We start from the raw sequence: 25680 nt of genomic DNA, 5'->3' as shown, positions 1-25680 counted from the left end.
CCATGTCCGAAGTCATCGAACGTCAGATCGACCGCAGCCACATGCAGGTGAGCGACGAGGTTGCCATCCAGATCAGCCAGATGAACAAGTGGTATGGCAGCTTCCACGTCCTGCGCGACATCAACATGACCGTCCACAAGGGCGAGCGGATCGTGATCTGCGGCCCCTCCGGCTCGGGCAAGTCCACGCTGATCCGCTGCATCAACCGGCTGGAAGAGCACCAGTCCGGCCAGATCGTCGTGGACGGGATCGAGCTGACCTCAGACCTCAAGAACATCGACAAGGTGCGCTCGGAAGTGGGCATGGTGTTCCAGCACTTCAACCTGTTCCCGCATCTGACGATCCTGGAAAACTGCACCCTCGCGCCGATCTGGGTCCGCAAGACGCCCCGGAAGGAGGCCGAGGAGGTGGCGATGCACTACCTCAAGAAGGTCAAGATCCCCGAGCAGGCGTACAAGTATCCGGGCCAGCTCTCGGGCGGCCAGCAGCAGCGGGTGGCCATCGCGCGCTCGCTCTGCATGAAGCCGCGGATCATGCTCTTTGACGAGCCGACCTCGGCGCTCGACCCCGAGATGATCAAGGAAGTGCTCGATACGATGATCGAGCTGGCCGAAGAGGGGATGACCATGCTCTGCGTCACCCACGAGATGGGCTTCGCGCAGGCGGTGGCGAACCGGGTGATCTTCATGGACCAGGGCCAGATCGTCGAGCAGAACGAGCCGGGCGAGTTCTTCCGCAACCCGAAGTCCGAGCGGACCAAGCTGTTCCTCAGCCAGATCCTCGGGCACTGACGCCGCCGCCGCGCGCGGCGTTTCTTGCCGAAAACATGGGCGCCACCCACCGGGGTGGCGCCTTTTTCGTCCCGTTGCCCGTTCCGCAGGCGGGACTCGCATGGTGCCGGCCGCGCGGATGCGACGGCTGGCAAGGTCTTACCGCTCCGCAACCTTGGCTATGGTTTTCCCACGAGACCAGCCTCGACCGTCGCGTGACGCGGTGGACGGGTGCCCAGCAAGGGACAAGCGACATGGCCAACATCACCTTTACCTCGCCGATCATGCACGGACCCAAGACGGTTTATGCCGTGGCCGGCGACACCAAGACGATTCTCGCGGTCGCCGAGGAGCACAGGATCCCGATCCCCTTCGAGTGCAAGGATGGCAACTGCGCCTCCTGCCTGATCGAGGTGACTTATGACGAGCCCTCGATGCGCAAGGGGATCACGCTGACCGAGAAGGAAAAGGCGAAGCTGCGCGAACTCGGCAAGATCTCTTCGAAGGAGATCGAGGACGCGGAGGTGCTTGACCTGCCGCCGCGCTATCGTCTGGCCTGCCAGTTCATCGCGCGCGACGAGGACGTGACGGTGGCCTTCACCGGCGAACCCGGCGGCGCCTGAGGCGCCCACGCGGAGGCTGGCCTGAGGTCCGCCGCGCACGGCGCCTGATGCGCCCGCGTTAAGGCTGGCCCGCGCCGCTTGACAGGACGACGGCGGCGCGGGATGAAACCACACGGCCCGCAGTCCCGGCAGGGCTTCGGGGCGAGAAAAGGCGCACGTGGCGATGGCGTCGCTGCGGGGAAGGCCAGGGCTTTCCAGCGCTGGCGGGGTTCGCCCCGTGACCGTCCTGTACGCCGGGACTCTTACGGGGTCCCCTGAACGCGGACCCCCTTCGATGAGGTCCGAGATGGAACGTCCCGAAAACTACCGCTTCCACAACGGCGAGAAGGCGTCGCTGCCCTTCGCGCCCGAGGAATACGAGGCCCGGCTCGAAGGTCTGCGCGACCTGATGGAGCTGCATTCGCTCGATGCGGTCGTGCTGACCTCGATGCACAACGTGGCCTACTATTCCGGCTTCCTCTACTGCTCGTTCGGGCGGCCCTATGCCTGCGTCGTCACGCCCACCGATTGCGTGACGATCAGCGCGGGCATCGACGCGGGCCAGCCCTGGCGGCGGAGCTTCGGCGACAACATCACCTACACGGACTGGCAGCGGGACAACTTCTGGCGGACGGTCTCGCAGGTCACCGGCACGGGCCGTGCCATCGGCTGCGAGGCCGACCATCTGACCATGGTGCAGGCCGAGAAACTGAACGCCTTCCTGAAACCCAAGCGGGGGATGGATATCGCCCCCGGCACGATGGCGCAGCGCATGGTGAAATCTCCGGCCGAGATCGCGCTCATCCGTCAGGGCGCGCAGGTGGCGGATGTGGGCGGCTACGCCATCCGCGACGCGATCCGCGTGGGCGCGACCGAGCTGGAGATTGCGATGGCCGGCCGCGACGCGATGGAGCGCGAAATAGCCCTGCGCTTTCCCGGGGCCGAATACCGCGACAGCTGGGTCTGGTTCCAGTCCGGCCTGAACACGGACGGCGCGCACAACCCGGTCACGAACCGGGCGCTTGAGCGCGGCGACATCCTCTCGCTGAACTGCTTTCCGATGATCTCGGGCTATTACACCGCGCTCGAGCGCACGCTCTTTCTGGGCGAGGTGGATGAGGCGAGCCTGCGGATCTGGGAGGCCAACGTCGCCGCCCATGAATATGGCATCTCGCTGCTGAAGCCCGGCGCCTCCTGTGCCGAGGTGACGGCGAAGATCAACGCCTTCCTTGAGGAGCGCGACCTGCTGCGCTACCGCACCTTCGGCTATGGCCATTCCTTCGGCATCCTGTCGCACTACTATGGCCGCGAGGCGGGGCTCGAACTGCGCGAGGATATCGAGACGGTGCTCGAGCCCGGCATGGTGATCTCGATGGAGCCGATGCTGACGCTCGGCGCAGGCCAGCCCGGCGCCGGCGGCTACCGCGAGCACGACATCCTCGTGATCACCGAGGAGGGGAACGAGAACATCACCGGCTATCCCTACGGTCCGGGGTTCAACGTGATCGCCTGACGCAGGCGCCGCGGCCGGAACGGTCGCCGGGCCTGCGATCCGCGGGCCCGGAGGGCGGAAGTGATCCTCTGGCGCCACGCCTGCGCCCTTTCCGTTCCCACACCCTTGACGCGATCCCCTGCGCCATGTCCGATCAACGGCGTTTCCTCCAGCTAGATGGGTTCACCGTGACCGGCCGCATCCTCTCTTTCGCGCTGATGGCGCTTCTGCCGTTTCTCGCTGCCTGCGCCCAGGCGCCCGCTCCGCTGGAGGGGCCGAAGGAGCATCCGCTTTATCCCGGCATCCAGGATGGCGAGTTCTTCATCGAGCCGGTGCCGATGCGCTACCTGACGCCCGACGCCATACGGCAGGAGGTGCCCTATGCCGGGCCCGACCGGCCGGGAACCATCGTCGTCGATACCTTCGCCCGGCGGCTCTATTATGTGCTCGAAGAGGGGCGGGCCATGCGCTACGCCATCGCCGTGGGACGTGCGGGCCTTGCCTTCCGCGGCTCGGCCACCGTTCAGCGCAAGCGCGAGTGGCCCTCGTGGCAGCCGACGGCCAACATGATCCGCACCCAGCCCGAGATGTATGCGCCCTACGCCGCGGGCCTTCCCGGCGGGCTGGAAAATCCGCTGGGCGCGCGCGCGCTCTACCTTTACCGCGGGGGGCGGGACACGATGTTCCGCATCCACGGCACGGTGCAGAACGCCTCGATCGGGCACGCCACATCGGCGGGCTGCATCCGGCTCTTCAATCAGGATGCGATCGACCTCTACAACCGCACGCGCATCGGCACGCCGGTCAAGGTGCGCACGCAGGCCGAGTCGCTCGAGCTGGAGGGGCCGTTCCATGATGACGCGTTCGGCCGGATCGCCGCAGGCCCCGGCGAACCCCTGACCGAGGAGGAGCGCGTCCTTCTCTCGGGCATCCCGGCCACCGCCCGCTGAGGCGCCGCCGACGGCGGTCCCGTGCCGGAAGAAGCCGCGCGTCCTCCGGCACTTGCCTTCTGGCCCTTCCGGTCTTTGGCCTTTATACCCAAGCCGATGGTTCCTCTGGGAGGAGAGCAGAGCGATGAGCGTGAACAGCCCGGTCCGTCCGGTGATGGCGGCCGACATTCTGGCGCGGAAGGGCGGTGAGCCGCTTGTCTGCCTCACCGCCTACACGACGCCGATGGCGCGTCTGGTCGATGCCCATTGCGACATCACGCTGGTGGGCGACAGCCTCGGCATGGTGGTCCACGGCCTGCCCACGACGCTCGGCGTGACGATGGAAATGATGATCCTGCACGGCAAGGCCGTCGCCCGCGGCACCTCGCGCGCGATGCTCGTGATCGACATGCCCTTCGGCAGCTACGAGGAAAGCCCCGCGCAGGCCTTCGCCAACGCCCGCCGCCTGATGGCCGAGACCGGCTGCGCGGCCGTCAAGCTCGAGGGTGGACGGCACATGGCCGGGACGATCCGCTTCCTTGTCGAGCGCGGCATTCCGGTCATGGCGCATGTCGGATTGACGCCGCAGGCGGTCAATGCGCTGGGCGGCTACAAGGTTCAGGGCCGTGGCGCCGACGCGGACCGCGTGATGGAGGATGCCATCGCCGTGGCCGAGGCCGGCGCCTTCTCGGTCGTGCTCGAGAAGGTGCCGGACGGGCTCTCGCAGCGCATCACCCAGCGGGTCGCGATCCCGACCATCGGCATCGGCGCCTCGGCCCATTGCGACGGGCAGGTGCTGGTGCTCGACGACATGCTGGGTCTCTTCACCGACTTCCGCCCCAAGTTCGTCAAGCGGTATGGCGAACTCGGAACGGCGGCCGACGAGGCCATCGCCGCCTATGCGGCCGAGGTCCGGGCGCGCCGCTTTCCGGCGTCCGAACATGTCTTTCCCGACGAGCTGAAGGGGAAGCAGCCGTGACGCCCACCGTTCTGCGGTCGGTGGCAGAGCTGCGCGCCCACGTTGCGGACTGGAAGGCCGCGGGGGCGACGGTGGGCGTGGTGCCGACGATGGGCGCGCTGCATGACGGGCACCTGAGCCTGGCCCGCCGGGCCCGCGCCGCCTGCGAACGGGTGATCGTGACGATCTTCGTCAACCCGCGCCAGTTCAACAATCCGGCCGATCTCGAGAAATATCCGCGGACCGAAGAGCAGGATGCCGCGCTTCTGGCGCAGGTGGGGGTGGATGCGATCTTCGCCCCGCCGCCCGAGGAGGTCTATCCGCGCGGCTTTGCCACCACCGTCTCGGTGACGGGCGTCAGCGAGCCTCTGGAAGGCGCGCACCGGCCGGGCCATTTCGACGGGGTGGCCACGGTGGTGGCCAAGCTCTTCGGCATGACGCGCGCCGACCGTGCCTTCTTCGGCGAGAAGGACTGGCAGCAACTGATGGTCGTGCAGCGGCTGGTGGCCGATCTCAACATTCCGATCGCGATCGAGGGCTGCCCCACGGTGCGCGAGCCCGACGGGCTGGCCATGTCCTCGCGCAACATCCGCCTGTCGGCCGAGGGGCGCGCGCGGGCGCCGGCGCTCTGCCGTGCGATGCAGGCGGCGGCGGCGGCGATGCGGGGCGGCCTGCCGGTGCCCGAGGGGCTGGCGCAGGCGCGCTCCGAGGTGCTGGCGGCGGGTTTCGACACGGTGGACTATCTCGAACTGCGCACGGCGGACCTGCTTCTTCCGATGGAGCGGCTCGAGGGCGAGGGCCGGCTGCTGGCGGCGGCGACGCTGGACGGCGTGCGGCTGATCGACAACATCCCCGTCTGAGGCGGTTGCCGGCTGTCACGGCCTGCCGAGGCCCGGCCGGACCCGTCACGGACGGTCGAGCAGGTCGGCCAGCACCAGCGCCATGACCTTGGCGCTGTCCAGCATGTCCTGGATGCCCACCCACTCGTCGGGCTGGTGCGCCAGATGCAGCAGCCCCGGCCCGTAGGCGATGCAGTTCTTCAGCTTGCCGATCCGGTCGATGTGCTTCTGATCGTAGGTGCCGGGCGAGACCACGTAATCCGCCTGCCGCGCCAGAACCCGCTCGATGGCGGCGGCGGTCGAGCGCACCACTGGGGCTTCGCGGTCGGTCATGGTGGGCTGCACCTCGAAGAGGTCCCGGATCTCGAAGGCGAAGCCGGGGCGGGTCTCGGCCAGCCGGGCGGCGAGGGCGTGCAACTCGGCCTTCACCTCGGCCAGATCCTCCTCGATCAGGAAGCGGCGGTCGATCACGATGCGGCAACGGTCGGCCACGCAGGGGGCGGGCAGGCCGGTGTATCCGGGCTCCGGCTCCGGCTCGCCGCCGTGGATCGAGTTGATGTTGAGCGTCGATTGCCGCGCGCCCTCGGGGGTCACCGGCATGGCGGTGGTGCGGCGGGCGAGCAGCGGATAGAGCCGCTCCTCGATCTCGGAGAGCAGCGCCCCCATGTGCCGGATCGCGCTCTCGCCCAGAAAGGGCATCGAGCCGTGGGCGATCCGGCCCCTGGTCTCGACCTCGGCCCACCAGACGCCGCGATGGCCGAGGCAGATCCGGTCCTTGTGCAGCGGTTCGGGGATCAGCACATGCTGGACATGGGCAAAGCGGCCCTGCCCGGCGAGGTAAGCCACGCCGCCAAAGCCGCCCGACTCCTCGTCGGCGGTGGCCGAAATCTCGATGCGGCCCGCAAAGTCCGGGCAGACGGCGAGGAAGGCCTCGGCCGCGATCACCGAGGCGGCGAGGCCGCCCTTCATGTCGCAGGCGCCACGGCCGTAAAGCCGGTCCCCCTCGACCTCGGCCCCGAACGGTTCGCGCGTCCAGCCGTGGCCCACCTCGACCACGTCATGGTGCGAGTTGAAATGCACGCAGTCGCCCGGCCGCGCCCCCGCCCGCCGCGCGATCAGGTTCCAGCGCGGATGGGCCTCGGAATCGCCCGGCGCGCCCTCGGCGCGGATCAGTTCGACGTCGAAGGCCGGTGCGAGCCGCGCGGCCAGCATCTCGCAGATCTCGCGGTAGTTGCGCCCGGGCGGGTTGAGGGTGGGGATGCGCACCAGTTCCTGCGCCAGAGCGACCAGATCGGCGCGGCGGGATTCGACTTCGGCGATCAGGCGGCTGTCCTTCATGTCCGCAGAGTGCCCCGCCCGAGGCCGAAGGGCAACAGCGCGGCCATCTGCCCGATACCGCGACTTTCCGCCCCGCGCTAGAACGGCGCAGCGGCCCCTCCGGGCCGGGAAGGAGAAAGCGATGATCCTCGGATTCCTCCGCGTCGCGCTGATCGGCGCCGTGGTGCTGACGGTGTTCTACGTCCTTTTGTCCATCTACTCGCGGTCGCTGCGCCGCGAGGCGCTGGAGAAGGAGTATGACGAGGGGTATGGCGACGGACCGCGTGAGGCCTATATCGAGGCCGGTATGAAGAAGTACGAGAAGGGTTTGCGCAAGAAGCTCATCCTGCTCGTCTATATCATTCCGGCCATAATCTTCACGGTCGTGTTCTGGACCCTGAATTACTCGTGAGGTTGTCATGCGTTATCTGAAATGGGCTCTTCTGGCGCTGGGGGCGGTCCTTGTCCTGTCCGCGCTGCACTACAACCTGCCGCGGCATGATGTGGTGCGGATCGTCGGCACCAACATCCAGCGGATCGATCCGAGCGACACGAGGGTGTTCGGCACCCTGAACTCCGGGGCGGACGCCCGTTCCGGTACGACCTTCGGCAACGTGATCTACGCGATCTTCCCGGACGGGAAGCCCATGGTCTATCGCAACGAGGACACGGAATGGGGCTGGCCGCCCTATTTCAAGTTCAACAGTTCCGACATCCAGGCCAAGGCCGAGGACCTGACCTCGACCGCGGACAGTCCGACCTGGGTCGTGGTCACGCGCTACGGCTGGCGCGTGCAGGTGTTGAGCATGTTCCCCAACGCGGTGAAGCTGCGCGAGGTCGATGGGCCGGAGGTCACGGTGATCCCCTGGTTCAACATCTTCTTCTTCATTGTGCTGGCCGGTCTGGCGATCCTCGTGCGGGGCATGTGGATGCAGTTCCGCGAGCGCACGATCGATCCTGCGCTCGAGGACATGGGGGATGCCTGGGACACCCGCTCCGACCTCGCACGGAAACGCGCCCGCACCAATGTCGGCCGGTTCAAGGCCTGGATGCGGTCTCTGAGAAGCTGATCTAGCGGCTGGCCCAAAGGCCGCGGCCAGAGATGACGGAAAAGGCGCCGGGGCAGGGACCCCGGCGCCTTTTCATGTGAGGCCACCCCTCCTCAACCGCGGAGCGTGGCGCCCGTGGCTTTCGAGACCTTCTCGACGATCTTCGCCGAGACCGCCTCGATGTCCTTGTCGTTCAGCGTCCGGTCGGTCGGCAGGAGCCGCACCGTCAGCGCGAGCGACTTCTTGCCGGGTCCCATCTGCGCCTCGGCCTTCTCCCCGGCGAACTGGTCGAACACCCGGACGCTCTCGATCAGCGCCTTGTCGGCGCCCTGCGCCGCATTCACCAGCGCCAGCGCCTCGACCGACGCATCCACCACGAAGGCGAAGTCGCGCTCGACCGCCTGCAGGTCCGAGAGCTTCAGCGCGGGCCGCGTGGGCGTCTTGACCTTCGGCAGCGGCACATTGGCCACGAGCACGGTGAAGGCCACCGCGGGCCCCTTCACGTCCATCTCGCGCAGGATGCGGGGATGGACCTCGCCGAACGTGGCCAGCACATTCGGCCCGAGGCCCACGATCCCCGAACGGCCCAGGTGCCACCAGCCCGGCACCTTGCGGCTGATCTGCATCCGGGCCGGCGCGCCCACGGCGGCCAGCACCGCCTCGGCATCGGCCTTCGCGTCATAGACATCGACAGGGCGGCGTGAGCCGAACGGATCGCGCGGGGCCACGGCCCCCACCAGAAGGCCCGTCGCCTGCAACTGCTGCTCGCCCGGCTCGCCGCCCGCAAAGACCGGCCCGATCTCGCAGAGCGCGATGTCGGCAAAGCCGCGGGCCTGATTGCGCGCCGCCGCCCGCAAGAGGCCCGGCAGTAGGTCCGGGCGCAGGTGGGTCATCTCGGACGAGATCGGGTTCTCGACCCGCACCGCCTCGGATCCGCCGCCGAAGAGCCGGGCGGCCGCCTCGTCGATGAAGCTGTAGGTGACGCATTCGTTGTAGCCGAGCGCGGCCAGCGTCCGCCGCGCCGTCTGCTCGCGCACCTGGAGCGTGGTGAGGATCGGCTTCGGCACGCCGGCCTGCGCGCGCGGCAGGGGCTTGCCTTTCAGCTTGGTCAGCGAGGCCACGCGGGCGATCTCTTCCACCAGATCGGCTTCGCCCTGCACGTCGGGCCGCCAGCTGGGCGGGGCGGCCATCTCGCCGTCGAAGGTGAAGCCGAGCGCCTCGAGCGTGGCGCGCTGCTCGGCCGCGGGGATGTCCATGCCGACGAGGCTCACCACCCGCTTCGGATCGAAGCGATAGGCGCGCGACGTGTCGGGCACCGCGCCGTCCATCACCACCTCCGAAGCCTCGCCGCCGCAGAGGTCGAGGATCATCCGGGTGGCCAACTCAAGCCCCGGCAGGGTGAAGGCCGGATCCACGCCGCGCTCGAACCGGTAGCGCGCGTCCGAGACGATCTTGAGCGCACGGCCGGTGGCCGCGATGGTGATCGGGTCCCAGTAGGCGCTTTCGAGGAAGACCTCGGTGGTCTCTTCGGTGCAGCCCGAGAGTTCGCCGCCCATGATGCCGGCCAGCGACTCCGGCTGCTCCTCGTCCGAGATCAGCATCTGGCCCGCGCGCACGGTGTAGCTCTTGCCGTCCAGCGCCAGCAGTTCCTCGCCGCCCTCTGCGGCATGGATGCGCAGGCCGCCCTTGATCCTGGCCACGTCGAAGACATGCAGCGGGCGGTTCAGCCCGATGGTGAAATAGTTGGTGATGTCCACCAGCGCCGAGATCGGGCGCAGGCCCACGGCGCGCAGCCGTGCCTGCAGCCAGTCGGGGGAGGGGCCGTTCTTCACGCCGCGGATGGTGCGGCCTGCGAAGATCGGACAACCCTTCCCCTTCAGCTCCGGCGCGATGGTCACGCTGACGGACGAGGGGAAGCGGCCGGGCACCGGCTCGATCGGAAGCGGCCGGAAGGTGCCGAGGCCCCGCGCGGCGAGGTCGCGCGCAAGGCCGCGGACGCCCAGCCCGTCGGGCCGGTTCGGGGTGATCTTCACCTCGATCACCGGATCGTTCACGCCCTTGTAGTCGATGAAGCGCACCCCCAGCGGCGCGTCCGGGGGCAGGTCGATGATGCCGTCGTGATCATCCGACAGCATCAGTTCCCGCTCGGAGCAGAGCATGCCGTTCGACTCGACGCCGCGGATCACGCCGGGCTTCAGATCGACGCCGGTGCCGGGCACATGGGTGCCGACGGGGGCGAAGACCCCCACGAGGCCGGTGCGGGCGTTCGGCGCGCCGCAGACGACCTGAACCTCCTCGGAGGGGCCGTCGGGGCCGTCGGGCCAGGTCTCGACCCGGCAGAGGCGGAGCCGGTCGGCGTTCGGATGCGGCTGCGCCTCGATCACGCGGCAGGTGCGGAAGGCGCCGAGCACCTTCGCCGGATCCTCCACCCCTTCGACCTCATGGCCGAGGTCGGTCAGGGCGGTCACGATCTCGTCGAGCGGGGCCTCGGTCTCGAGGTGATCCTTCAGCCAGGACAGGGTGAATTTCATCGGGCGCCCCTCGGAAATGATTGCGGTTCGGGCCTTAGCGCAAACGGGCGGGAAGGGGAAGGCCGGGGTTTCCGGCCGGGAAACGGGCTGTTCGGAAGACCGCGGGCCGGCGCCATTCTTTTGCCCGGAATCACGCGCAGGTTGAAGGGATGGACAAGATGCTTGCTCTTCCCGCGAACCGCCGATTTCTGATCGGGCCCTTTCGTCTCTGTCTCCTGCTCGCGCTGCTGGGGCTGCTGGGGCTGCAGTCCCTGCGGGGGCCGGACATGCAAACCCCGCCAGCACCACAGGCGCCGGCGGGGCGATGACCTTGGCCTGTCAGGCCTGTCCGGTCAGAAGCCGATCTTCGGCAGCGAGAACTCGGGCAGGCTCAGGCTCGGCAGGCTCAGCTCGGGCAGCGAGAAGCTGGGCATCGTCAGTTCGGGCAGATGGGCCCGAACGGCCGCCCAGTCGATGTAGGTCGAGAGATAGCCGACCGTCAGCATAGCCAGAACCAGCAGCATCAGGCGGAACCCCTGCGCCGAGAAGCGGAAGGCCAGCTCCTTGCGGTAGAGATCCTCGATCAGTTGATCCTGCAGGCGGCGCGCGGCTGTCGCATCATCCGTGCTGTTGGTCAGGATGCGGTGCGTCTCGATCTGATCCACCGGAGAGAGGCCGAAGGCCAGCCGCAGCACGAAGGGCAGGCAGCAGACGGCAAGGCCGATCAGCAGGAGCCGCCCCGGCTGCCAGCTCGGGATCGAGAAGGCGAAGGTCAGCTCGGCCCCCAGCAGCACGGCCCAGAGCGCGACCAGCGTGGCGCTGCGGATCTCGACCTTGCGGAGGAAGGACTGCAGCACCTCCTGCGCCTCGGGGCTGCGGTCGGTGACATTGCCCGGCGCGTTGGCCTGAAGCTGACCGTAAAGCTGGAAGCGCCTGCGCCACATCGGATAGCGCCGTGCGGCGGGATATTCGGGGTAGCGGAACTGGCGCCGCAACTCGAGATAGTAGATCGCGGCGAAATACCAGACGACGAGGGTCGCCGCGATGACGTTCTGGATGGTGACGATTTGGTGCACACTAACCATGACCGGACCCTTTACCATGATCCGGTCAGGGTATCAGCGTGAGAGGCCCCCGGCCAGATCAGGCATGTCCAGAGCGGCGAAGCCATAGTGACGCAGCCAGCGCAGGTCGCTCTCGAAGAAGGCGCGCAGGTCCGGGATGCCGTATTTGAGCATCGCGATGCGGTCGATGCCCATGCCGAAGGCGAAACCCTGCCACTCGTCGGGGTTGACGCCGCCCGCCGCCAGCACCTTGGGATGCACCATGCCGGAGCCCAGGATCTCGAGCCAGCCGTCGCCCTCGCCGATCTTCAGCTGTCCGCCCTCCCACGAGCAACGGATGTCCACCTCGGCGGACGGCTCGGTGAAGGGGAAATGCGAGGCGCGGAAGCGCAGCTCGACGCTCGGCACCTCGAAGAAGGCGCGGCAGAATTCCTCCAGCACCCACTTGAGGTTCGCCATCGAGATGTCGCGGTCGATCGCCAGCCCCTCGACCTGGTGGAACATCGGCGTGTGGGTCTGGTCCATGTCCATGCGGTAGACGCGGCCGGGCGCGATCACCCGGATCGGCGCACCCTGCGCCTGCATGGCGCGGATCTGCACCGGCGAGGTATGGGTGCGCAGGACGTGCGGCGGGCGGTCGTCGCCCTCGGCGCGCGCCATGAAGAAGGTGTCATGCTCCTGCCGGGCCGGGTGCTCGGGCGGGATGTTCAGCGCATCGAAGTTGAACCAGTCGCTTTCGACCTGCGGGCCTTCGGCCACGGCAAAGCCCATGTCGGCGAAGATCGCGGTCAGTTCCGCCATCACCTGGCTCACGGGATGGATCGTGCCCATCCGGCGCGGCCGGCCCGGCAGGGTCACGTCGAGCCATTCGGTCTTCAGCCGCGCATCCAGCGCCGCATCGGCCAGCCCCTGCTTGCGGGCGCGCAGGCTCGCGTCGATCTCGTCGCGCAGCCGGTTCAGCGCGGCGCCGGTGGTCTGGCGCTCCTCGGGCGACATCTGGCCCAGTTCGCGCATCTTCAGGCTGATCTCGCCCTTCTTGCCCAAGGCAGCCAGACGGACCTCCTCGAGCGCGGCCTCGTCGGCGGCACTGGCGATGGCCTCGATATATTTGCCTCTGAGCGTGTCGAGCGCGGTCATGTCAGCCTCCGGTGCAGGTGAGCGGGTGCTACCGGGCGAGGGGCGCTTTGTCCAGAGCGGGCAGCCCTCGCCCGCGCGGGCCATGAAAAAGCCCCGCCACCCGGAGGGTGCGGGGCCTTTCCGGCAACTTTCGCGGGCCTCAGGCCAGCGCGGCCTTCGCACGGGCGGCGATGGCGTTGAACGCCTCGGGCTCGTGCACGGCGAGGTCGGCGAGCACCTTGCGGTCCACCTCGATCCCGGCCTTCGCCAGGCCGTTGATGAAGCGCGAGTAGGTCATCTCGAGGTCGAACAGCCGGACGGCGGCGTTGATCCGCTGGATCCACAGCGCGCGGAAGTTGCGCTTGCGGGCCTTGCGGTCGCGGGTCGCGTACTGGTTGGCCTTGTCGACGGCCTGGGTCGCGGTGCGGAAGTTCGTGGAGCGGGCGGCGTAGTAGCCCTTCGCTGCCTTGATGACCTTGCGGTGGCGGGCGTGGGTGACCTTGCCGGACTTGACGCGGGACATGTGAAGCTCTCCTTACCGGTCGTAGGGCATGTATTTCTTGACGATCTTCGCGTCGGCGTCGGACAGGATCATGGTCCCGGTGACGTCGCGGATGAATTTCGTCGAGCGTTTGATCATGCCGTGGCGCTTGCCGGCGGGGCCGGCCTTCACCTTGCCGGTGGCGGTGAAGCTGAACCGCTTCTTCGCCGCGGACTTGGTCTTCATCTTGGGCATTTCCATCTCCTCTTGCGAGTGGTCAAGCACGACTCGGCATGCCTCTCCGGCCGGCCGTGCGGGTTTGAAGGCCGCTCCCTTAGCCGGGAGCGGGCCAGGGTGCAAGCGGAAAGCCTATTCCGGGTCGCCGCTGTAGATCAGACGCTCGTCGCAGGGGGCGACGCGCAGGATGTTTGTGGTGCCGCGCACGTTGAAGGGCACGCCCGCGACCACGGCGATCTGCTCGTGCTCGCGCGCGAAGCCGTCGGCGAGGGCGGTGCGGGCGGCGCAGATTACCGCGCCCTTGAACCGCTCCTGCGGCTCGGTCACGACGCAGTGGGTGCCCCAGGTCAAGGAGAGGCGACGCGCCGTCTCGACCAGCGGGGTCAGGGCGACGATCGGCACCCGCGGCCGCTCGCGCGCCACCAGCGACACGGTCGTGCCGGTCTGGGTGAAGCAGCAGATGGCCTTGATCGGCGTGTTCTCGGCGATCTCGCGGGCGGCGGCCACGATGGCATCGGCGACGCTGGTGCGGCGGGCGGTGCGGCTGGCCTCGATGATGTCGCGATAGACCGGATCGCTCTCGACCGAGATGGCGGTGTTGTTCATCGTCGTGACCGCCTCGATCGGGTAGGAGCCCGCGGCGGATTCGGCCGAGAGCATCACCGCGTCGGCCCCTTCGTAGATGGCCGTCGCCACGTCCGAGACCTCGGCGCGGGTGGGCATGGGCGAGTCGATCATCGACTCGAGCATCTGGGTCGCCACGATCACGGGCTTGGCCGCCGCGCGGGCGCCCCGCACGAGGCGCTTCTGGATCGGCGGCACCGCCTGCACCGGCAGTTCCACCCCCAGATCGCCGCGGGCGACCATGATCCCGTCCGAGACCGCGAGGATTGCGTCGAAGGCTTTCACGGCCGCGGGCTTCTCGATCTTGGACAGGATCGCCGCCCGGCCACGGGCCAAGCTGCGCGCCTCTTCCACGTCCTCGGGACGCTGCACGAAGGACAGCGCCAGCCAGTCCACGCCCAGGTTGCAGACGAACTCGAGATCGCGGCGGTCCTTGTCCGACAGCGCGGCCAGCGGCAGCACCACGTCGGGCACGTTCACGCCCTTGCGGTTCGAGATGGTGCCGCCCACGGTCACGATGCAGTTGGCGAAGTCAGGCCCGCACTCGGCGACCTCGAGCCGGATCTTGCCGTCGTTCACCAGCAGCGACGAGCCGGGCTCCAGCGCCGCGAAGATCTCGGGGTGGGGCAGGTTCACCCGCTCGGCCGTGCCCGGCGCGGGATCCAGGTCCAGCCGGAAGCGGGCGCGCTCGACCAGCTCTTCCGACCCGTTGGCAAAGGTGCCGACGCGGAGCTTCGGCCCCTGCAGGTCGGCGAGGATGCAGACGGGCGTTCCCGTGTCGGCCTCGATCTGGCGCAGCGTCTGGTGCCGTGCGCGGATGTCGTCGTGCGATCCGTGGCTCATGTTCAGCCGGAACACGTCCGCTCCGGCCTCGAACAGCGCGCGGATGGTGGCATAGTCGTTGGAGGCCGGTCCCAGTGTGGCCACGATCTTTACATTGCGAAGGCGTCTCATCCTGCCTCGTTTCCTTGTCGTTCCGTCGATGTCGTGGTGGGCCGGTCCCTCTATGGCCGAAAGCCGGGGGCGCGGCAACTGGCGCTTTCTGCCAATGCGTCCTAAACCGGGACACTGACAGGGATGTGACGGAGTGGCTGATGGACGCCTTCGAGATCGTGGGAGCGGAGCGCCCCTCGCGCTGGCTGGTGACCTGCGACCATGCCTCGAACCGCGTGCCGCCCGAGGTGGCGGGGGGCGATCTGGGCCTGCCGCCGGCCGAGATGGAGCGGCACATCGCCTATGACGTGGGCGCGGCCGGCGTGGCCAGGGCACTGGCCGGGAGGCTGGACGGGCCGTGCGTGCTTTCCACCTTCTCGCGGCTGGTGATCGACCCGAACCGGGGCGAGAAGGACCCGACGCTGGTGATGCGCCTCTATGACGGGACGATCATCCCCGCCAACCGGCATGTGGATGCGGCCGAGGTCGAGCGGCGGCTCGAAACGCTCCACCGGCCCTATCACGCGGCGCTGGCCCGGCTGGCGGCGCGGCGGGCGGATACGGTGATCGTGGCGATCCATTCCTTCACCCCGCGGCTGCAGGGCAGGGGGCCGCGGCCCTGGCATGTGGGCATCCTGCATTCGCCGCTGAACGACCGTTTCAGCCGGGCGCTGATCGAGAGGCTCAGGGGCGAACCCGGTCTCTGCGTGGGGGACAACCAACCCTACCTCGGCCATCTGCCGGGGGATTCCATCGACCGGCACGCCCTGCAACGCGACCGGCTGAACACGCTGATCGAGCTGCGCCACGACCTGATCCGGGACGAGGCCAAGCAGGTGGCCTGGGCCGAAAGGCTGGCGCCGATCCTCGAGGAGGTGCTCGCCGCCTGCCCGGAATGAGAACGGGCGGCCCTGGCCGCCCGTCCGGTTCCGCTGTTTGGTCGCCGCTCAGACGGCGGCTTTCAGGCTTTCCTCGAGGTAGAGTTCGCGCAGGCGGGCGGCCACGGGGCCCGGCGTGCCGGTGCCCACCGCTTTGCCGTCGATCTCGACCACCGGCAGCACGAACGCCGAGGCCGAGGTGAAGAAGGCCTCGTCGGCGCCCTGCGCTTCCTCGATGGTGAAGGGGCGCTCCTCGACCTCCATCTGCGCCTCGCGCGCGAAGCGGACGACGGCGGCGCGGGTGATCCCGTGCAGGATGTCGTTGGACAGGTCGCGGGTGACGATCTTGCCGCCCTTCACGATATAGACGTTGTTCGAGGTGCCTTCGGTCACGAACCCGTCCTCGACGAACCAGGCGTCATCGACATGGGCCTTCTTCGCCGCCATCTTGGCCATCGACGGATAGAGCAGCTGCACCGTCTTGATGTCGCGCCGGCCCCAGCGGATGTCCGGGATCGAGATGACCTTGATGCCGACCTGGGCGACCGGATTGGCGGCCAGGCCCGGCTTCGACTGGGTGAAGAGCACCACGGTCGGCTTCGTGTCGGCCGGCGGGAAGGCGAAGTCGCGGTCGCCGGGATTGCCGCGGGTGATCTGGAGATAGACGAGCCCCTCATCGATCCCGTTGCGCGCCACCAGTTCGCGGTGAACCTCGAGCAACTCCTCCGTGCTCATCGGCACGGCCATCTCGAGCTCGTTCAGCGACCGTTCGAGGCGCGCGGCATGGCCCGGGAAGTCGATCAGCTTGCCGCCGAGGACCGACGTGACCTCATAGACGCCGTCGGCCATCAGGAAGCCCCGGTCGAAGATCGAGACAGTGGCTTCTTCCTCGGGGAGATACTCCCCGTTCACATAGACGGTGCGGCTCATGTTCAACCCCAGAGTTCGGCGGATGGAGGATGGATGCCGGCCTCGTCGAAGACGAGCGGCTGCTCGCGGTCTTCGGCCAGAAGGAGAGGGCCGTCAAGATCGACGTAAGACGCACCCTGCGCAACAAGCGTGGCCGGCGCCATCGCAAGCGAGCTGCCCACCATGCAGCCGACCATCAGATCGAAACCCTCGGCCCGCGCCGCGTCGCGCAGCGCCAGCGCCTCGGTCAGCCCGCCGGTCTTGTCGAGCTTGATGTTGATCACGTCATACTTGCCCTTGAGGCCGGGCAGCGAGTGGCGGTCGTGGCAGGATTCGTCGGCGCAGACCGGCAGCGGGCGGGCGATCTCGGCCAGCAGCTCGTCCTGATCGGCCGGCAGCGGCTGTTCGACCAGCGCGACGCCCAGGCGCAGGAGATGCGGCGCGAGGTCGGAATAGACATCGGCGGTCCAGCCCTCGTTCGCATCCACGATGATCCGCGTCGCGGGCGCGCCTCGGCGCACCGCCTCGAGCCGGGGCATGTCGTCGGGCGTGCCGAGCTTGATCTTCAGGAGCGGCCGGTGCGCGTTTCGCGCCGCCGCGGCCTGCATCTTCTCGGGTGTGTCGAGCGAGAGGGTGAAGGCCGTGACCTGCGGCTGCGGCGCGGGCAGGCCCAGAAGCTGCCAGACGCGCTTGCCGGAATCCTTGGCCTCGAGATCCCAGAGCGCGCAATCGACCGCATTCCGCGCGGCGCCCGCGGGCAGCAGCGACTGGAGATCGGCCCGCGTCAGGTTCTCGGGCAGGGTGGCGATCTGGGCGGCGACGCTGTCCAGCGTCTCGCCGTAGCGGGAGTAGGGGACGCATTCGCCCCGCCCCTTGAGGCCCGCGCGCGTGACCGTGACGGTCAGCACATGCGCCTCGGTGCGCGAGCCGCGCGAGATGGTGAAGGTTTCCGCGAGCCGGAAGCTCTCGGGGGTGACGGTGATCATGGCGGCTCCTCCGGCCGTGCGTGTCCAGGGCTGCGGGCGGACCCGCAGGCGGGGCGGGCCGCGGACCGGCCGGGACGGGCCCGGCCGGCGCAGGCCCTGCGGAAGCGGAGGCTACACGGCCATCAGCGCATCGACCAGACGGCCGGCGCCATGGCGGAACGGATCGACCGTCGGCAGGCCGGTGCGAGCCTCGACCTCGGCGCAATAGGCCCGCGCCTCCTCGTCCGAGAGCGCCTGGGTGTTGATCGCGCAGCCCACCGCCACGCAGGCGGGATTGGCCACCCGCGCCATGGCGAGCGCGGCGTCACGCACCTGCTCGATCGAGGGCAGGGTATAGTCGGGCAGGCCGCGCATGTGGGTCCGCGTCGGCTCGTGGCAGATGATCAGCGCATCGGGCTGCCCGCCGTGGATCAGGGCCAGCGTGACGCCCGAGTAGCTGACATGGAAGAGCGAGCCCTGACCCTCGATCAGGTCCCAGTGGTCGGCGTCGTTGTCGGGCGTGAGATATTCGATCGAGCCCGCCATGAAGTCCGCGATCACCGCGTCGAGCGGCACGCCGTCGCCGGTGATGAGGATGCCGGTCTGGCCCGTCGCGCGGAAGCTGCACTTCAGCCCGCGCTCGCGCATCTCGCGGTCGATGCAGAGCGCCGTGTACATCTTGCCGATCGAGCAGTCGGTGCCCACGGCCAGCATCCGCTTGCCGCTCCGCTTGCGGCCGTTGGCGATCGGATAATCCACCTCCGGCACGCGCACGTCATGCAGCGCGCGGCCGGTGGCGCGGGCGACGGCGGCCAGATCCTCTTCGTCGCGCAGGAGGTTGTGCAGGCCCGAGGCGAGGTCGAACCCTTCCTCGAGGGCGGCGATCAGCACCTTCTTCCAGGCCTGCGAGATCACGCCGCCGCGGTTGGCCACGCCGATCACCAGCGTCTTGCAGCCCGCCGCCTTCGCCTCGGCCAGCGTCATGTCCGGCAGGCCCATGTCGGCCTTGCACCCCTCCATCCGGTACTGGCCCACCGCGAATTCGGGGCGCCAGTCCTTGATGCCCTGCGCCACCTTGGCGGCCAGAGCGTCCGGCGCATCGCCGAGAAAGAGCAGGTAGGGTGTCTGGATCATGTCGGGGTTCCTTGAGAGTGACCCTGGGGATCATGCGCGGCATTCTTGCGAATTGCATCGCGATTCATCCTTCGTAACGCAGCACATGCACAACATTGTTCGGCGGATGGGCGCATCGCTCGAAGATTGCTGCGTTGCGGGTCGGTTTCGCGCAATCTCTGATCCGCGGACCATGGGTTTCTGCAGGCGCGAAACACCCTTGCGCCGCGCAGCGCAATATAATAACCAATTGCGCCAGAGAGATGAAACTTCATTGCCGAGAGATCCGATGAGCTTCCGACTTCAGCCTCCGCCGCCCGCCCGTCCGAACCGCTGCCAGCTGTTCGGTCCCGGCTCGCGGCCCGCCCTGTTCGAGAAGATGGCGGCCTCGGCGGCGGACGTGATCAATCTCGATCTGGAAGATTCGGTTGCGCCCGACGACAAGGCTCAGGCCCGCCTGAACATCATCGAGGCGATCAACACGCTCGACTGGGGAAAGAAGTATCTCTCGGTGCGGATCAACGGGCTCGACACGCCCTTCTGGTATCGCGACGTGGTGGACCTGCTCGAGCAGGCGGGCGATCGGCTGGACCAGATCATGATCCCCAAGGTGGGCTGCGCCGCCGACGTCTATGCGGTCGATGCGCTGGTGACGGCCATCGAGCGCGCCAAGGGCCGCACGAAGCCCGTCAGCTTCGAGGTGATCATCGAATCAGCCGCCGGCATCGCCCATGTCGAGGAGATTGCCGCCGCGTCTCCCCGGTTGCAGGCCATGAGCCTCGGCGCCGCCGATTTCGCCGCGTCGATGGGGATGCAGACCACGGGTATCGGTGGGACGCAGGAAAACTACTACATGTTGCATGAGGGGCAGAAGCACTGGTCCGATCCGTGGCACTGGGCGCAGGCAGCCATCGTTGCGGCCTGCCGCACGCATGGGATCCTGCCGGTGGATGGCCCCTTCGGCGACTTCTCGGACGATGAGGGCTTCCGCGCCCAGGCGCGCCGCTCGGCCACCCTTGGCATGGTGGGCAAGTGGGCCATCCACCCCAAGCAGGTGGCTCTGGCGAACGAGGTATTCACCCCCTCCGACAAGGCGGTAGCCGAGGCGCGCGAGATCCTCGCCGCGATGGAAGCCGCCAAGGCGCGTGGGGAAGGAGCGACGGTTTACAAGGGAAGACTTGTTGACATCGCGTCCATCAAACAGGCAGAAGTGATCGTAAGGCAGGCGGAAATGATCTCAGCCTGAGCCATACCGGAGCTGCGGTGAGTTGGGAGGCAAGCCGCAGCAAATCGGGAGGACGCACGCCCCGGACCCCGGTCCGGGGCGTCGCTGTCTTCAGAGCAGCGGCACGCAGATTTCGGTCACCAGCTCGTTCGACGGCGTCTCCATCGCCGCGTTGCGGTAGATCTCGATCACCGGCCCCTCGGCCTGCACCTCGCCGGCGGCGGGCAGCCAGTCGTTGAAGATGTAACGGTAGGCATCGGCAAGACCCGAGTAGGGCCCGGTGTAGCGCAGGACGGCATGGCGCCCGCCGGCCAGACGCAGCTCCTCGAGCGGGGCGGCGATGGGCATCGTCTCGGGCGCCTGGATCGCCGCATGGCTGTGCAGCGCGCCCGGAGGGGTGAGGACGGGATTGTCCCAGTAGATGCCGATCATGCAGCCGGCCTGCGACAGCAGGCCCCGCTCCTCGAGGATCTGGCAGGTCTGGCCGAAGGTGCAGCCGATCTCCTCGAACGCGCCGGCATGGCGCAGGGCAGCGAGGCGGCGAGGGGTCTCTTCGCGGATATGCACGGGGTACATGGCCTTGGCTCCTCAACTCGACACGGACACCGGACCATGTTGGCCCATTTCGTGCCCCTGTCTCGTGTGGCATCTTGACCGGGGGCGGGCGCGGACGGCGTTCCTGCGGCGCTTTTGCATCGGCCGGTGCGGCCGCCTGCGTCGCAGCGTCCCGGTCCTCATGTTGCATTTGCCCCCGCCCGGCTGCATATACCGGGCCGGTCCGCACGGAGTGTCCGCGATGAACTATCTCGAATTCGAAAAGCCTCTCTCCGAGATCGAGGGCAAGGCCGAGGAGCTGCGCGCGCTCGCGCGGGGCAACAAGGAGATGGACGTCGAGAAGGAGGCGGCGGCGCTCGACCGCAAGGCCGAGGCGCTGCTGAAGGACCTCTACAAGGATCTGACGCCCTGGCGGAAGTGCCAGGTCGCGCGCCACCCCGACCGTCCGCACTGCAAGGACTATATCGAGGGGCTCTTCACCGAATACATGCCGCTCGCCGGGGATCGGAACTTTGCCGACGATCATGCGATCATGGGCGGGCTCGCACGGTTCAACGACAACCCGGTGGTGGTGATCGGGCAGGAGAAGGGCCACGACACCAAGACCCGGATCGAGCGCAACTTCGGCATGGCGCGGCCCGAGGGCTACCGCAAGGCGATCCGCCTGATGGATCTCGCGCACCGCTTCCGGCTGCCGGTCGTCACGCTGGTCGACACGCCCGGCGCCTATCCCGGCAAGGGCGCGGAAGAGCGCGGCCAGGCCGAGGCCATCGCGCGCGCCACGCAGAAATGCCTGGAGCTGGGCGTGCCGCTGGTGACGGTGGTGATCGGCGAGGGCGGCTCGGGCGGGGCGGTGGCGCTGGCCACGGCGAACCGGATCGCGATGCTGGAACATTCCGTCTATTCCGTGATCTCGCCCGAGGGCTGCGCCTCGATCCTGTGGAAGGACGCCGAGAAGATGCGCGAGGCGGCCGAGGCGCTGCGCCTGACCGCGCAGGACCTGCACAAGCTGGGCGTCATCGACCGCATCATCAAGGAGCCGCTGGGCGGCGCGCAGCGCGGCCGGCGCGAGACGGTCGAGGCCGTGGGCAAGGCCATCGAGATGATGCTGAAGGAGCTGGTGGGCCGCAAGCCTGACTGGCTGATCAAGGACCGTCGCAACAAGTTCCTCGACATGGGGTCAAAGGGCCTCGCGGCGTGAGTGCCTGGCTTCTGGTGCTGGTCGCGGGCCTGCTCGAGACCGGCTGGGCGCTGGGTCTGAAATATTCGGATGGCTTCACCCGCCCGGTGCCGAGCGTGCTGACGGTCGTCGGGGCGCTGGCGAGCTTCTGGGTCCTGAGCCTGGCCATGAAGAGCCTGCCGGTCGGCACGGCCTACGCGGTCTGGGTGGGCATCGGCGTCGTGGGAACGGCGCTTCTCGCCATGGCGCTGTTCGGTGAGCCCGCCTCTCCGCTCCGGCTCGGGGGGATCGCGCTCATCGTGGCGGGGGTCGTGGCGCTCAAGTTCGCCTGAGGCGGCGGCCGGTTTCCGACAATTCGACGCACTGAGGGCCGGGGCGGCAACCTTCCCGAAACGTCCCCCTGCGAGCTTTCGCTGCTGAAGCGGAGGCTGGAAATGTTCACGAAGGTCTGGAACGGGCGCAGATTCACCGTCCGGTGGCTCCCGGAAGAGGATGAGGCCGCCGCGCAGGCCGAGGGGCTCTTTCCCGATGAGGCGCGCGTTCTGACCGACCGGGGTCTTCGCGCTGTCGGCGCGCTTTGTCCGGGGGATCTGCTGTGGTGCCGTGGGGGGCATTACCTGCCGCTCAAGGCGGTGGAGCGTCGGGCCCTGCAACCCGAACTTCTCGGCGACCCGCGCCTCTGGCCGGTTCGGATCGCGGCCGGCGCGCTGGGCCCGGATGGGCCGTCGGCCGCCCTGCTGGTTCTGCCGGATCAACGTCTTGTCCTCCCCGATCGGCGGCAACAGGACGCGCTCGTTCCCGCGGTGGCGCTGGTCAACGGCCGCGGCGTCACGCAACGCCAGCCCGAGAGGCCCGTGGCGGCCACGCGCCTCGTGCTCGATGACGGGGCGGCGCTGCTGGTCGAGAATCTGCTCTGCGCCTCGGCGCGCCGTCGCATCCTCTTCGGCTGCGAGCCGCTGTTCCGCGGCAGGCCTTCGGTGGAACGTCAGGGAGTGCCCGGTGGGTGATCGACCTGCGGCAGGCGTCGATTCCTGTCACGAGCGGGTGAGTCGCTGGAACCGGGCCGGATGCGGCCCGTTGCCGGGGCGGAACCGACAGGGAGACGTCACGATGAAGCGCCTGATGCCACTTGCCCTTCTGCTCGCCCCCGCGACCGCTCTCGCGCAGCCGGTGGAGCAGGGGCCCGCCAACACCGACTTCGAACCGGCGTTCGAGAACCAGACCCGCGCCCCGGCCCTGCCCGACACCGAGGTGGAGGCCCGGAGCTTCGTCGGCGGGCTGGAGCATCCCTGGGGCATTGCCACGCTGCCCGAGGGCGGTTGGTTGGTGACCGAGCGACCGGGGCGGCTCAGGGTGGTCTCGGAAGACGGCGACCTGTCCGATCCGATCGCTGGCCTGCCCGAGGTCGATGCGCGGCGGCAGGGCGGGCTGCTGGACGTGGCCGTGGGGCCCGACTTCGCCAATGATCGGAGGATCTACTGGACCTACGCCAAGTCGGTCGAGGGCGGCACCGTGACGGCCGCCGCCCGCGGCATCCTCTCGGACGATCTGACCGAAGTGACCGAGGTCGAGGACATCTTCGTGCAGGAGCCCCCTTCGGCGGCCGCCATGCATTACGGCTCGCGCATCGTCTTTGACGGCCAGGGTCATGCCTTCATCACCACGGGCGAACATTCGATCGAAGCCGAGCGGGATCGCGCGCAGGATCTGGGCACAAGCTACGGCAAGGTGATCCGCGTTGCGCTGGACGGCTCGGTGCCCGAGGGCAATCCGTTCGCCGAGGGCGAGGGGCTCGAAACGATCTGGACCTACGGGCACCGCAACATCCAGAGCGCCGATTTCGCTCCCGACGGGCGGCTCTGGATCATCGAGCACGGCCCCAAGGGCGGGGACGAACTCAACCTGATCGAGGCGGGCGCCAACTACGGCTGGCCGGAGGTGAGCTATGGCGTGAACTATGACGGCACCCCCATCGGCACGGGCGAGCCGCGGGGCGAGGGCTTCACCGAGCCCGCCTATTACTGGGATCCCGTGATCGCGCCTGCGGGCATGGTCTTCTACCAGGGCGCGGCGTTCGAGGGGTGGCAGGGCAACCTGCTGGTCAGCTCGCTCAGCCCCGGCGGGCTCGTGCGGCTCGAGATCGACGGAGACCGGGTGGCCGGAGAGGAGCACCTTCTGCGTGAGGTGGGCCGTGTGCGCGACGTGGAGGAGACCGCCGAGGGCGAGCTTCTGCTGCTGATCGATGCTCCGGACGGCGAAATCCTCCGCGTGACGCCCGCCACGCCGGAGGGCTGAGGCCTCAGTCGAAGGTGCCCGAGGCGCGGCTGATCAGCATGAAGGCGCGGGTGGTGCGGGTCTCGGCCATCTCGGCGATCTCGCCGTCATTGGCCGTGGCGGCGAACTGCGACACCGTCCGGTCAAAGGCGCGCAGGAAATGGTGGGCCGCGTCGCGGAAGACGGGATCCTCGCGCATCTTCGCCGTGACCGAGGCCAGCGCATCCTTGTCATGGATCCCGCCCAGATCCGAGATGGCCCGCCCCCGCTCTCCTTCGGCAAAGCGGCGCCAGATCTCGGGGCGGGCCCGATCGGGCTGGAGATCCTCCATGAAGAGGCCGATCTGGCTCAGGAGTGTCAGGACATCCTGCGCCGCGCGGATGAGCTTGGACGAGGCCGGATCCTCGAGGGCACGGCGGAGGGCGCGGAATCCCGCCCGGTCCTCGGCGCTCTCGGGGAAGTTCATCGCCCGCACCAGATCGGCCATGGTCAGCGGCGCGCGCTTGCGCGGCCCACCCAACTCCAGCGCGGGCTGATGCTCGGCCGGCGCCGGGGTCGGCTCCTCGGGTGGAAAGAGCGCGGCCAGTTGCAGGTCGAGGTGGTGCTGCGCCACGGCCAGTTCCTCGACCCGCTTCTCGAGGGCCACGCGGGCGGCTCCGCCCTGCTGGCTCACGAGATGGGCCTTGCGCATTGCATCGACCGCACTTGCCATCCGCTCGTTCTCGGCGCGCAACTGGCGGATGATGCGCAGGAACTGCACCATCGCCACGGTCAGCACCAGTGGCAGCACCACGGCGAGGATGGCGAGAACATGGGCGAAGACGCTCTCCCCGCCCCGGAAGATCAGGTGAAGCGCGACCGAGAAGGTCCAGAGCAGGCCCGCGCCCGCCACGCCCGCCTCGAGCGGCGAGAGCGCGGCCAGCCGCTCGCGGGCGTAGAACCCCAGATCGACGGGCTTGTCCTGCGGCTCGGCCATGGCACCCTCGTCAGACGAACCGGACCGAGACCACCTCGTACCCGCGTTCCCCGCCGGGCGTCTTGACCTCGATCGAGTCGCCCTCGTCCTTGCCGATCAGCGCGCGGGCAAGCGGCGACTTGATGTTGAGCAGACCGTTCTCGATGTCGGCCTCGGCCTCGCCGACGATCTGGTAGGTCTTCTCCTCCTCGGTCTCCTCGTCGAGGATCGTCACCGTCGCGCCGAACTTGATCGAGCCCGACAGCCTGGCCGGATCAATCACCTCGGCCAGCGACAGGAGCGCTTCCAGCTCCTTGATGCGGCCTTCGATGAAGCTCTGCTTTTCACGGGCGGCGTGATATTCGGCATTCTCCGAAAGGTCGCCATGTTCGCGCGCCTCGGCGATCGCGCGGATGACGGCGGGGCGCTCCACGGTCTTCAGCAGCTTGAGTTCGTCGTCGAGCGCGGCGAAGCCTGCGCGGGTCATCGGGATCTTTTCCATCTGCCTTCACCAGAAAAACAGAAAGCCACGGCCCGGGCGGGGCCATGACCTTGCGCTTGCGTTCCCCTCACCTGATCCGATGGGGGCGGCGATTGCAAGGGGGTCAATGCCCCGAGGGCGGGGCACCGCGCGTTCGCAGCTTTTGTCGCGGTGCGGCGGCGGGCGGATCGCCGCGTCACGATTGACCTTGCGCCATCCATGTT

At 68.4% G+C, this 25680-nt stretch carries 27 protein-coding genes; 14 read left to right on the top strand and 13 right to left on the bottom strand.

Annotated elements, in window-relative coordinates; all coding sequences use genetic code 11:
- Positions 1-2: 2 nt before the first annotated feature.
- The 6 genes from LV780_RS11445 to panC all read left to right on the top strand — a co-directional run bounded on the left by LV780_RS11445 (position 3) and on the right by panC (position 5611).
- Entirely contained in the window at positions 3-791 is a 789-nt protein-coding gene (locus tag LV780_RS11445; RefSeq protein ID WP_011909457.1) for an amino acid ABC transporter ATP-binding protein, read from the top strand.
- Between the two features lie 233 nt (positions 792-1024).
- On the top strand, positions 1025-1393 hold the full coding sequence (locus LV780_RS11440; RefSeq protein ID WP_101340191.1) for a 2Fe-2S iron-sulfur cluster-binding protein: 369 nt from the start codon (positions 1025-1027) through the stop codon (positions 1391-1393).
- A gap of 286 nt (positions 1394-1679) precedes the next feature.
- Positions 1680-2885 carry a M24 family metallopeptidase gene (locus tag LV780_RS11435; protein WP_117345024.1) on the top strand — a complete coding sequence of 402 codons (1206 nt, stop codon included), beginning with the start codon at positions 1680-1682 and terminating at the stop codon, positions 2883-2885.
- A 125-nt stretch (positions 2886-3010) separates the two neighbouring features.
- Positions 3011-3814 (top strand): L,D-transpeptidase, encoded by an 804-nt coding sequence (locus tag LV780_RS11430; protein ID WP_180325118.1) that lies wholly within the window; start codon positions 3011-3013, stop codon positions 3812-3814.
- A 124-nt stretch (positions 3815-3938) separates the two neighbouring features.
- A complete protein-coding gene (gene panB, locus LV780_RS11425) occupies positions 3939-4772 on the top strand; it encodes a 3-methyl-2-oxobutanoate hydroxymethyltransferase (protein WP_011909453.1) in 834 nt (277 codons plus the stop codon).
- Positions 4769-5611: a pantoate--beta-alanine ligase gene (gene panC, locus LV780_RS11420; protein WP_108220962.1), complete on the top strand. Its 843-nt coding sequence runs from the start codon at positions 4769-4771 to the stop codon at positions 5609-5611. The genes panB and panC overlap by 4 nt, the downstream gene beginning before the upstream one ends.
- Positions 5612-5656: 45 nt before the next feature.
- On the opposite strand, the gene LV780_RS11415 is transcribed toward panC, so the two are convergent.
- Positions 5657-6928 carry an acetylornithine deacetylase/succinyl-diaminopimelate desuccinylase family protein gene (locus tag LV780_RS11415; RefSeq protein ID WP_108220963.1) on the bottom strand — a complete coding sequence of 424 codons (1272 nt, stop codon included), beginning with the start codon at positions 6926-6928 and terminating at the stop codon, positions 5657-5659.
- A gap of 121 nt (positions 6929-7049) precedes the next feature.
- On the opposite strand from LV780_RS11415, the gene LV780_RS11410 reads away from it, so the two are divergent.
- Together LV780_RS11410 and LV780_RS11405 are read left to right on the top strand one after the other, a co-directional pair.
- Positions 7050-7319 (top strand): hypothetical protein, encoded by a 270-nt coding sequence (locus tag LV780_RS11410; protein ID WP_011909450.1) that lies wholly within the window; start codon positions 7050-7052, stop codon positions 7317-7319.
- Between the two features lie 7 nt (positions 7320-7326).
- Positions 7327-7977, top strand: a complete 651-nt coding sequence (locus LV780_RS11405; protein ID WP_011909449.1) for a DUF1523 family protein — start codon at positions 7327-7329, stop codon at positions 7975-7977.
- A 92-nt stretch (positions 7978-8069) separates the two neighbouring features.
- Here the strand turns inward: LV780_RS11405 and pheT are convergent, their stop codons facing one another.
- The 6 genes from pheT to pyk form a co-directional block, all read right to left on the bottom strand.
- Positions 8070-10487 carry a phenylalanine--tRNA ligase subunit beta gene (gene pheT, locus LV780_RS11400; protein WP_108220964.1) on the bottom strand — a complete coding sequence of 806 codons (2418 nt, stop codon included), beginning with the start codon at positions 10485-10487 and terminating at the stop codon, positions 8070-8072.
- A 332-nt stretch (positions 10488-10819) separates the two neighbouring features.
- The gene (locus LV780_RS11395) at positions 10820-11551 is read right to left on the bottom strand and encodes a hypothetical protein (RefSeq protein WP_108220965.1); all 732 of its coding nucleotides are present in this window, start codon (positions 11549-11551) and stop codon (positions 10820-10822) included.
- 33 nt (positions 11552-11584) lie between these two features.
- Positions 11585-12667, bottom strand: a complete 1083-nt coding sequence (pheS, locus tag LV780_RS11390) for a phenylalanine--tRNA ligase subunit alpha (protein WP_108220966.1) — start codon at positions 12665-12667, stop codon at positions 11585-11587.
- A 139-nt stretch (positions 12668-12806) separates the two neighbouring features.
- Entirely contained in the window at positions 12807-13169 is a 363-nt protein-coding gene (gene rplT, locus LV780_RS11385) for a 50S ribosomal protein L20 (protein ID WP_011909445.1), read from the bottom strand.
- 12 nt (positions 13170-13181) lie between these two features.
- On the bottom strand, positions 13182-13382 hold the full coding sequence (rpmI, locus tag LV780_RS11380) for a 50S ribosomal protein L35 (protein WP_002722593.1): 201 nt from the start codon (positions 13380-13382) through the stop codon (positions 13182-13184).
- 114 nt (positions 13383-13496) lie between these two features.
- On the bottom strand, positions 13497-14942 hold the full coding sequence (gene pyk, locus LV780_RS11375) for a pyruvate kinase (protein ID WP_101340183.1): 1446 nt from the start codon (positions 14940-14942) through the stop codon (positions 13497-13499).
- A 140-nt stretch (positions 14943-15082) separates the two neighbouring features.
- Here pyk and LV780_RS11370 point away from each other — a divergent pair, with 140 nt between their 5' ends.
- Entirely contained in the window at positions 15083-15820 is a 738-nt protein-coding gene (locus LV780_RS11370; RefSeq protein WP_108220967.1) for an N-formylglutamate amidohydrolase, read from the top strand.
- Between the two features lie 48 nt (positions 15821-15868).
- Here the strand turns inward: LV780_RS11370 and LV780_RS11365 are convergent, their stop codons facing one another.
- The 3 genes from LV780_RS11365 to dgcN all read right to left on the bottom strand — a co-directional run bounded on the left by LV780_RS11365 (position 15869) and on the right by dgcN (position 18807).
- Positions 15869-16729, bottom strand: a complete 861-nt coding sequence (locus LV780_RS11365; RefSeq protein WP_108220968.1) for a D-amino-acid transaminase — start codon at positions 16727-16729, stop codon at positions 15869-15871.
- Between the two features lie 2 nt (positions 16730-16731).
- Positions 16732-17694 carry an N-acetyl-D-Glu racemase DgcA gene (gene dgcA / locus LV780_RS11360; protein ID WP_011909441.1) on the bottom strand — a complete coding sequence of 321 codons (963 nt, stop codon included), beginning with the start codon at positions 17692-17694 and terminating at the stop codon, positions 16732-16734.
- Positions 17695-17805: 111 nt separating this feature from the next.
- Positions 17806-18807, bottom strand: coding sequence for an N-acetyltransferase DgcN (gene dgcN, locus LV780_RS11355; protein ID WP_101340179.1), 1002 nt, complete (start codon positions 18805-18807; stop codon positions 17806-17808).
- 268 nt (positions 18808-19075) lie between these two features.
- On the opposite strand from dgcN, the gene LV780_RS11350 reads away from it, so the two are divergent.
- Positions 19076-20032, top strand: a complete 957-nt coding sequence (locus LV780_RS11350) for an L-malyl-CoA/beta-methylmalyl-CoA lyase (protein WP_101340178.1) — start codon at positions 19076-19078, stop codon at positions 20030-20032.
- Positions 20033-20122: 90 nt separating this feature from the next.
- Here the strand turns inward: LV780_RS11350 and LV780_RS11345 are convergent, their stop codons facing one another.
- The gene (locus tag LV780_RS11345) at positions 20123-20587 is read right to left on the bottom strand and encodes an AraC family transcriptional regulator (protein ID WP_101340177.1); all 465 of its coding nucleotides are present in this window, start codon (positions 20585-20587) and stop codon (positions 20123-20125) included.
- A gap of 220 nt (positions 20588-20807) precedes the next feature.
- Here LV780_RS11345 and LV780_RS11340 point away from each other — a divergent pair, with 220 nt between their 5' ends.
- From LV780_RS11340 to LV780_RS11325, 4 genes are all read left to right on the top strand, one after another.
- On the top strand, positions 20808-21767 hold the full coding sequence (locus LV780_RS11340) for an acetyl-CoA carboxylase carboxyltransferase subunit alpha (protein ID WP_011909437.1): 960 nt from the start codon (positions 20808-20810) through the stop codon (positions 21765-21767).
- Entirely contained in the window at positions 21764-22078 is a 315-nt protein-coding gene (locus LV780_RS11335) for a DMT family transporter (protein ID WP_117345023.1), read from the top strand. Before LV780_RS11340 ends, LV780_RS11335 begins: the two co-directional genes overlap by 4 nt.
- 102 nt (positions 22079-22180) lie before the next feature.
- Positions 22181-22753, top strand: coding sequence for a Hint domain-containing protein (locus LV780_RS11330; protein WP_108220970.1), 573 nt, complete (start codon positions 22181-22183; stop codon positions 22751-22753).
- A gap of 103 nt (positions 22754-22856) precedes the next feature.
- Entirely contained in the window at positions 22857-24041 is a 1185-nt protein-coding gene (locus LV780_RS11325) for a PQQ-dependent sugar dehydrogenase (RefSeq protein WP_108220971.1), read from the top strand.
- Between the two features lie 4 nt (positions 24042-24045).
- Here the strand turns inward: LV780_RS11325 and LV780_RS11320 are convergent, their stop codons facing one another.
- Both LV780_RS11320 and greA read right to left on the bottom strand, forming a co-directional pair.
- Entirely contained in the window at positions 24046-24996 is a 951-nt protein-coding gene (locus tag LV780_RS11320; RefSeq protein ID WP_108220972.1) for a hypothetical protein, read from the bottom strand.
- A 10-nt stretch (positions 24997-25006) separates the two neighbouring features.
- Entirely contained in the window at positions 25007-25477 is a 471-nt protein-coding gene (greA, locus tag LV780_RS11315) for a transcription elongation factor GreA (protein WP_011909432.1), read from the bottom strand.
- Positions 25478-25680 lie beyond the last annotated feature (203 nt).

Source organism: Cereibacter azotoformans (assembly GCF_021391315.1).
Classification (GTDB): Bacteria; Pseudomonadota; Alphaproteobacteria; order Rhodobacterales; family Rhodobacteraceae; genus Cereibacter_A; species Cereibacter_A azotoformans.
The sequence above is the reverse complement of the archived record's forward strand: the minus strand, read 5'-3'. Positions and strand labels throughout refer to the sequence as shown.

Bases quoted from the DNA above. Each gene is read 5' to 3' on its own strand.
- LV780_RS11445 (WP_011909457.1), top strand. From the start codon at position 3: ATGTCCGAAGTCATCGAACGTCAGATCGACCGCAGCCACATGCAGGTG.
- LV780_RS11440 (WP_101340191.1), top strand. From the start codon at position 1,025: ATGGCCAACATCACCTTTACCTCGCCGATCATGCACGGACCCAAGACG.
- LV780_RS11435 (WP_117345024.1), top strand. From the start codon at position 1,680: ATGGAACGTCCCGAAAACTACCGCTTCCACAACGGCGAGAAGGCGTCG.
- LV780_RS11430 (WP_180325118.1), top strand. From the start codon at position 3,011: ATGTCCGATCAACGGCGTTTCCTCCAGCTAGATGGGTTCACCGTGACC.
- panB (WP_011909453.1), top strand. From the start codon at position 3,939: ATGAGCGTGAACAGCCCGGTCCGTCCGGTGATGGCGGCCGACATTCTG.
- LV780_RS11415 (WP_108220963.1), bottom strand. From the start codon at position 6,928: ATGAAGGACAGCCGCCTGATCGCCGAAGTCGAATCCCGCCGCGCCGAT.
- LV780_RS11410 (WP_011909450.1), top strand. From the start codon at position 7,050: ATGATCCTCGGATTCCTCCGCGTCGCGCTGATCGGCGCCGTGGTGCTG.
- LV780_RS11405 (WP_011909449.1), top strand. From the start codon at position 7,327: ATGCGTTATCTGAAATGGGCTCTTCTGGCGCTGGGGGCGGTCCTTGTC.
- pheT (WP_108220964.1), bottom strand. From the start codon at position 10,487: ATGAAATTCACCCTGTCCTGGCTGAAGGATCACCTCGAGACCGAGGCC.
- LV780_RS11395 (WP_108220965.1), bottom strand. From the start codon at position 11,551: ATGGTTAGTGTGCACCAAATCGTCACCATCCAGAACGTCATCGCGGCG.
- pheS (WP_108220966.1), bottom strand. From the start codon at position 12,667: ATGACCGCGCTCGACACGCTCAGAGGCAAATATATCGAGGCCATCGCC.
- rplT (WP_011909445.1), bottom strand. From the start codon at position 13,169: ATGTCCCGCGTCAAGTCCGGCAAGGTCACCCACGCCCGCCACCGCAAG.
- rpmI (WP_002722593.1), bottom strand. From the start codon at position 13,382: ATGCCCAAGATGAAGACCAAGTCCGCGGCGAAGAAGCGGTTCAGCTTC.
- pyk (WP_101340183.1), bottom strand. From the start codon at position 14,942: ATGAGACGCCTTCGCAATGTAAAGATCGTGGCCACACTGGGACCGGCC.
- LV780_RS11370 (WP_108220967.1), top strand. From the start codon at position 15,083: ATGGACGCCTTCGAGATCGTGGGAGCGGAGCGCCCCTCGCGCTGGCTG.
- LV780_RS11365 (WP_108220968.1), bottom strand. From the start codon at position 16,729: ATGAGCCGCACCGTCTATGTGAACGGGGAGTATCTCCCCGAGGAAGAA.
- dgcA (WP_011909441.1), bottom strand. From the start codon at position 17,694: ATGATCACCGTCACCCCCGAGAGCTTCCGGCTCGCGGAAACCTTCACC.
- dgcN (WP_101340179.1), bottom strand. From the start codon at position 18,807: ATGATCCAGACACCCTACCTGCTCTTTCTCGGCGATGCGCCGGACGCT.
- LV780_RS11350 (WP_101340178.1), top strand. From the start codon at position 19,076: ATGAGCTTCCGACTTCAGCCTCCGCCGCCCGCCCGTCCGAACCGCTGC.
- LV780_RS11345 (WP_101340177.1), bottom strand. From the start codon at position 20,587: ATGTACCCCGTGCATATCCGCGAAGAGACCCCTCGCCGCCTCGCTGCC.
- LV780_RS11340 (WP_011909437.1), top strand. From the start codon at position 20,808: ATGAACTATCTCGAATTCGAAAAGCCTCTCTCCGAGATCGAGGGCAAG.
- LV780_RS11330 (WP_108220970.1), top strand. From the start codon at position 22,181: ATGTTCACGAAGGTCTGGAACGGGCGCAGATTCACCGTCCGGTGGCTC.
- LV780_RS11325 (WP_108220971.1), top strand. From the start codon at position 22,857: ATGAAGCGCCTGATGCCACTTGCCCTTCTGCTCGCCCCCGCGACCGCT.
- LV780_RS11320 (WP_108220972.1), bottom strand. From the start codon at position 24,996: ATGGCCGAGCCGCAGGACAAGCCCGTCGATCTGGGGTTCTACGCCCGC.
- greA (WP_011909432.1), bottom strand. From the start codon at position 25,477: ATGGAAAAGATCCCGATGACCCGCGCAGGCTTCGCCGCGCTCGACGAC.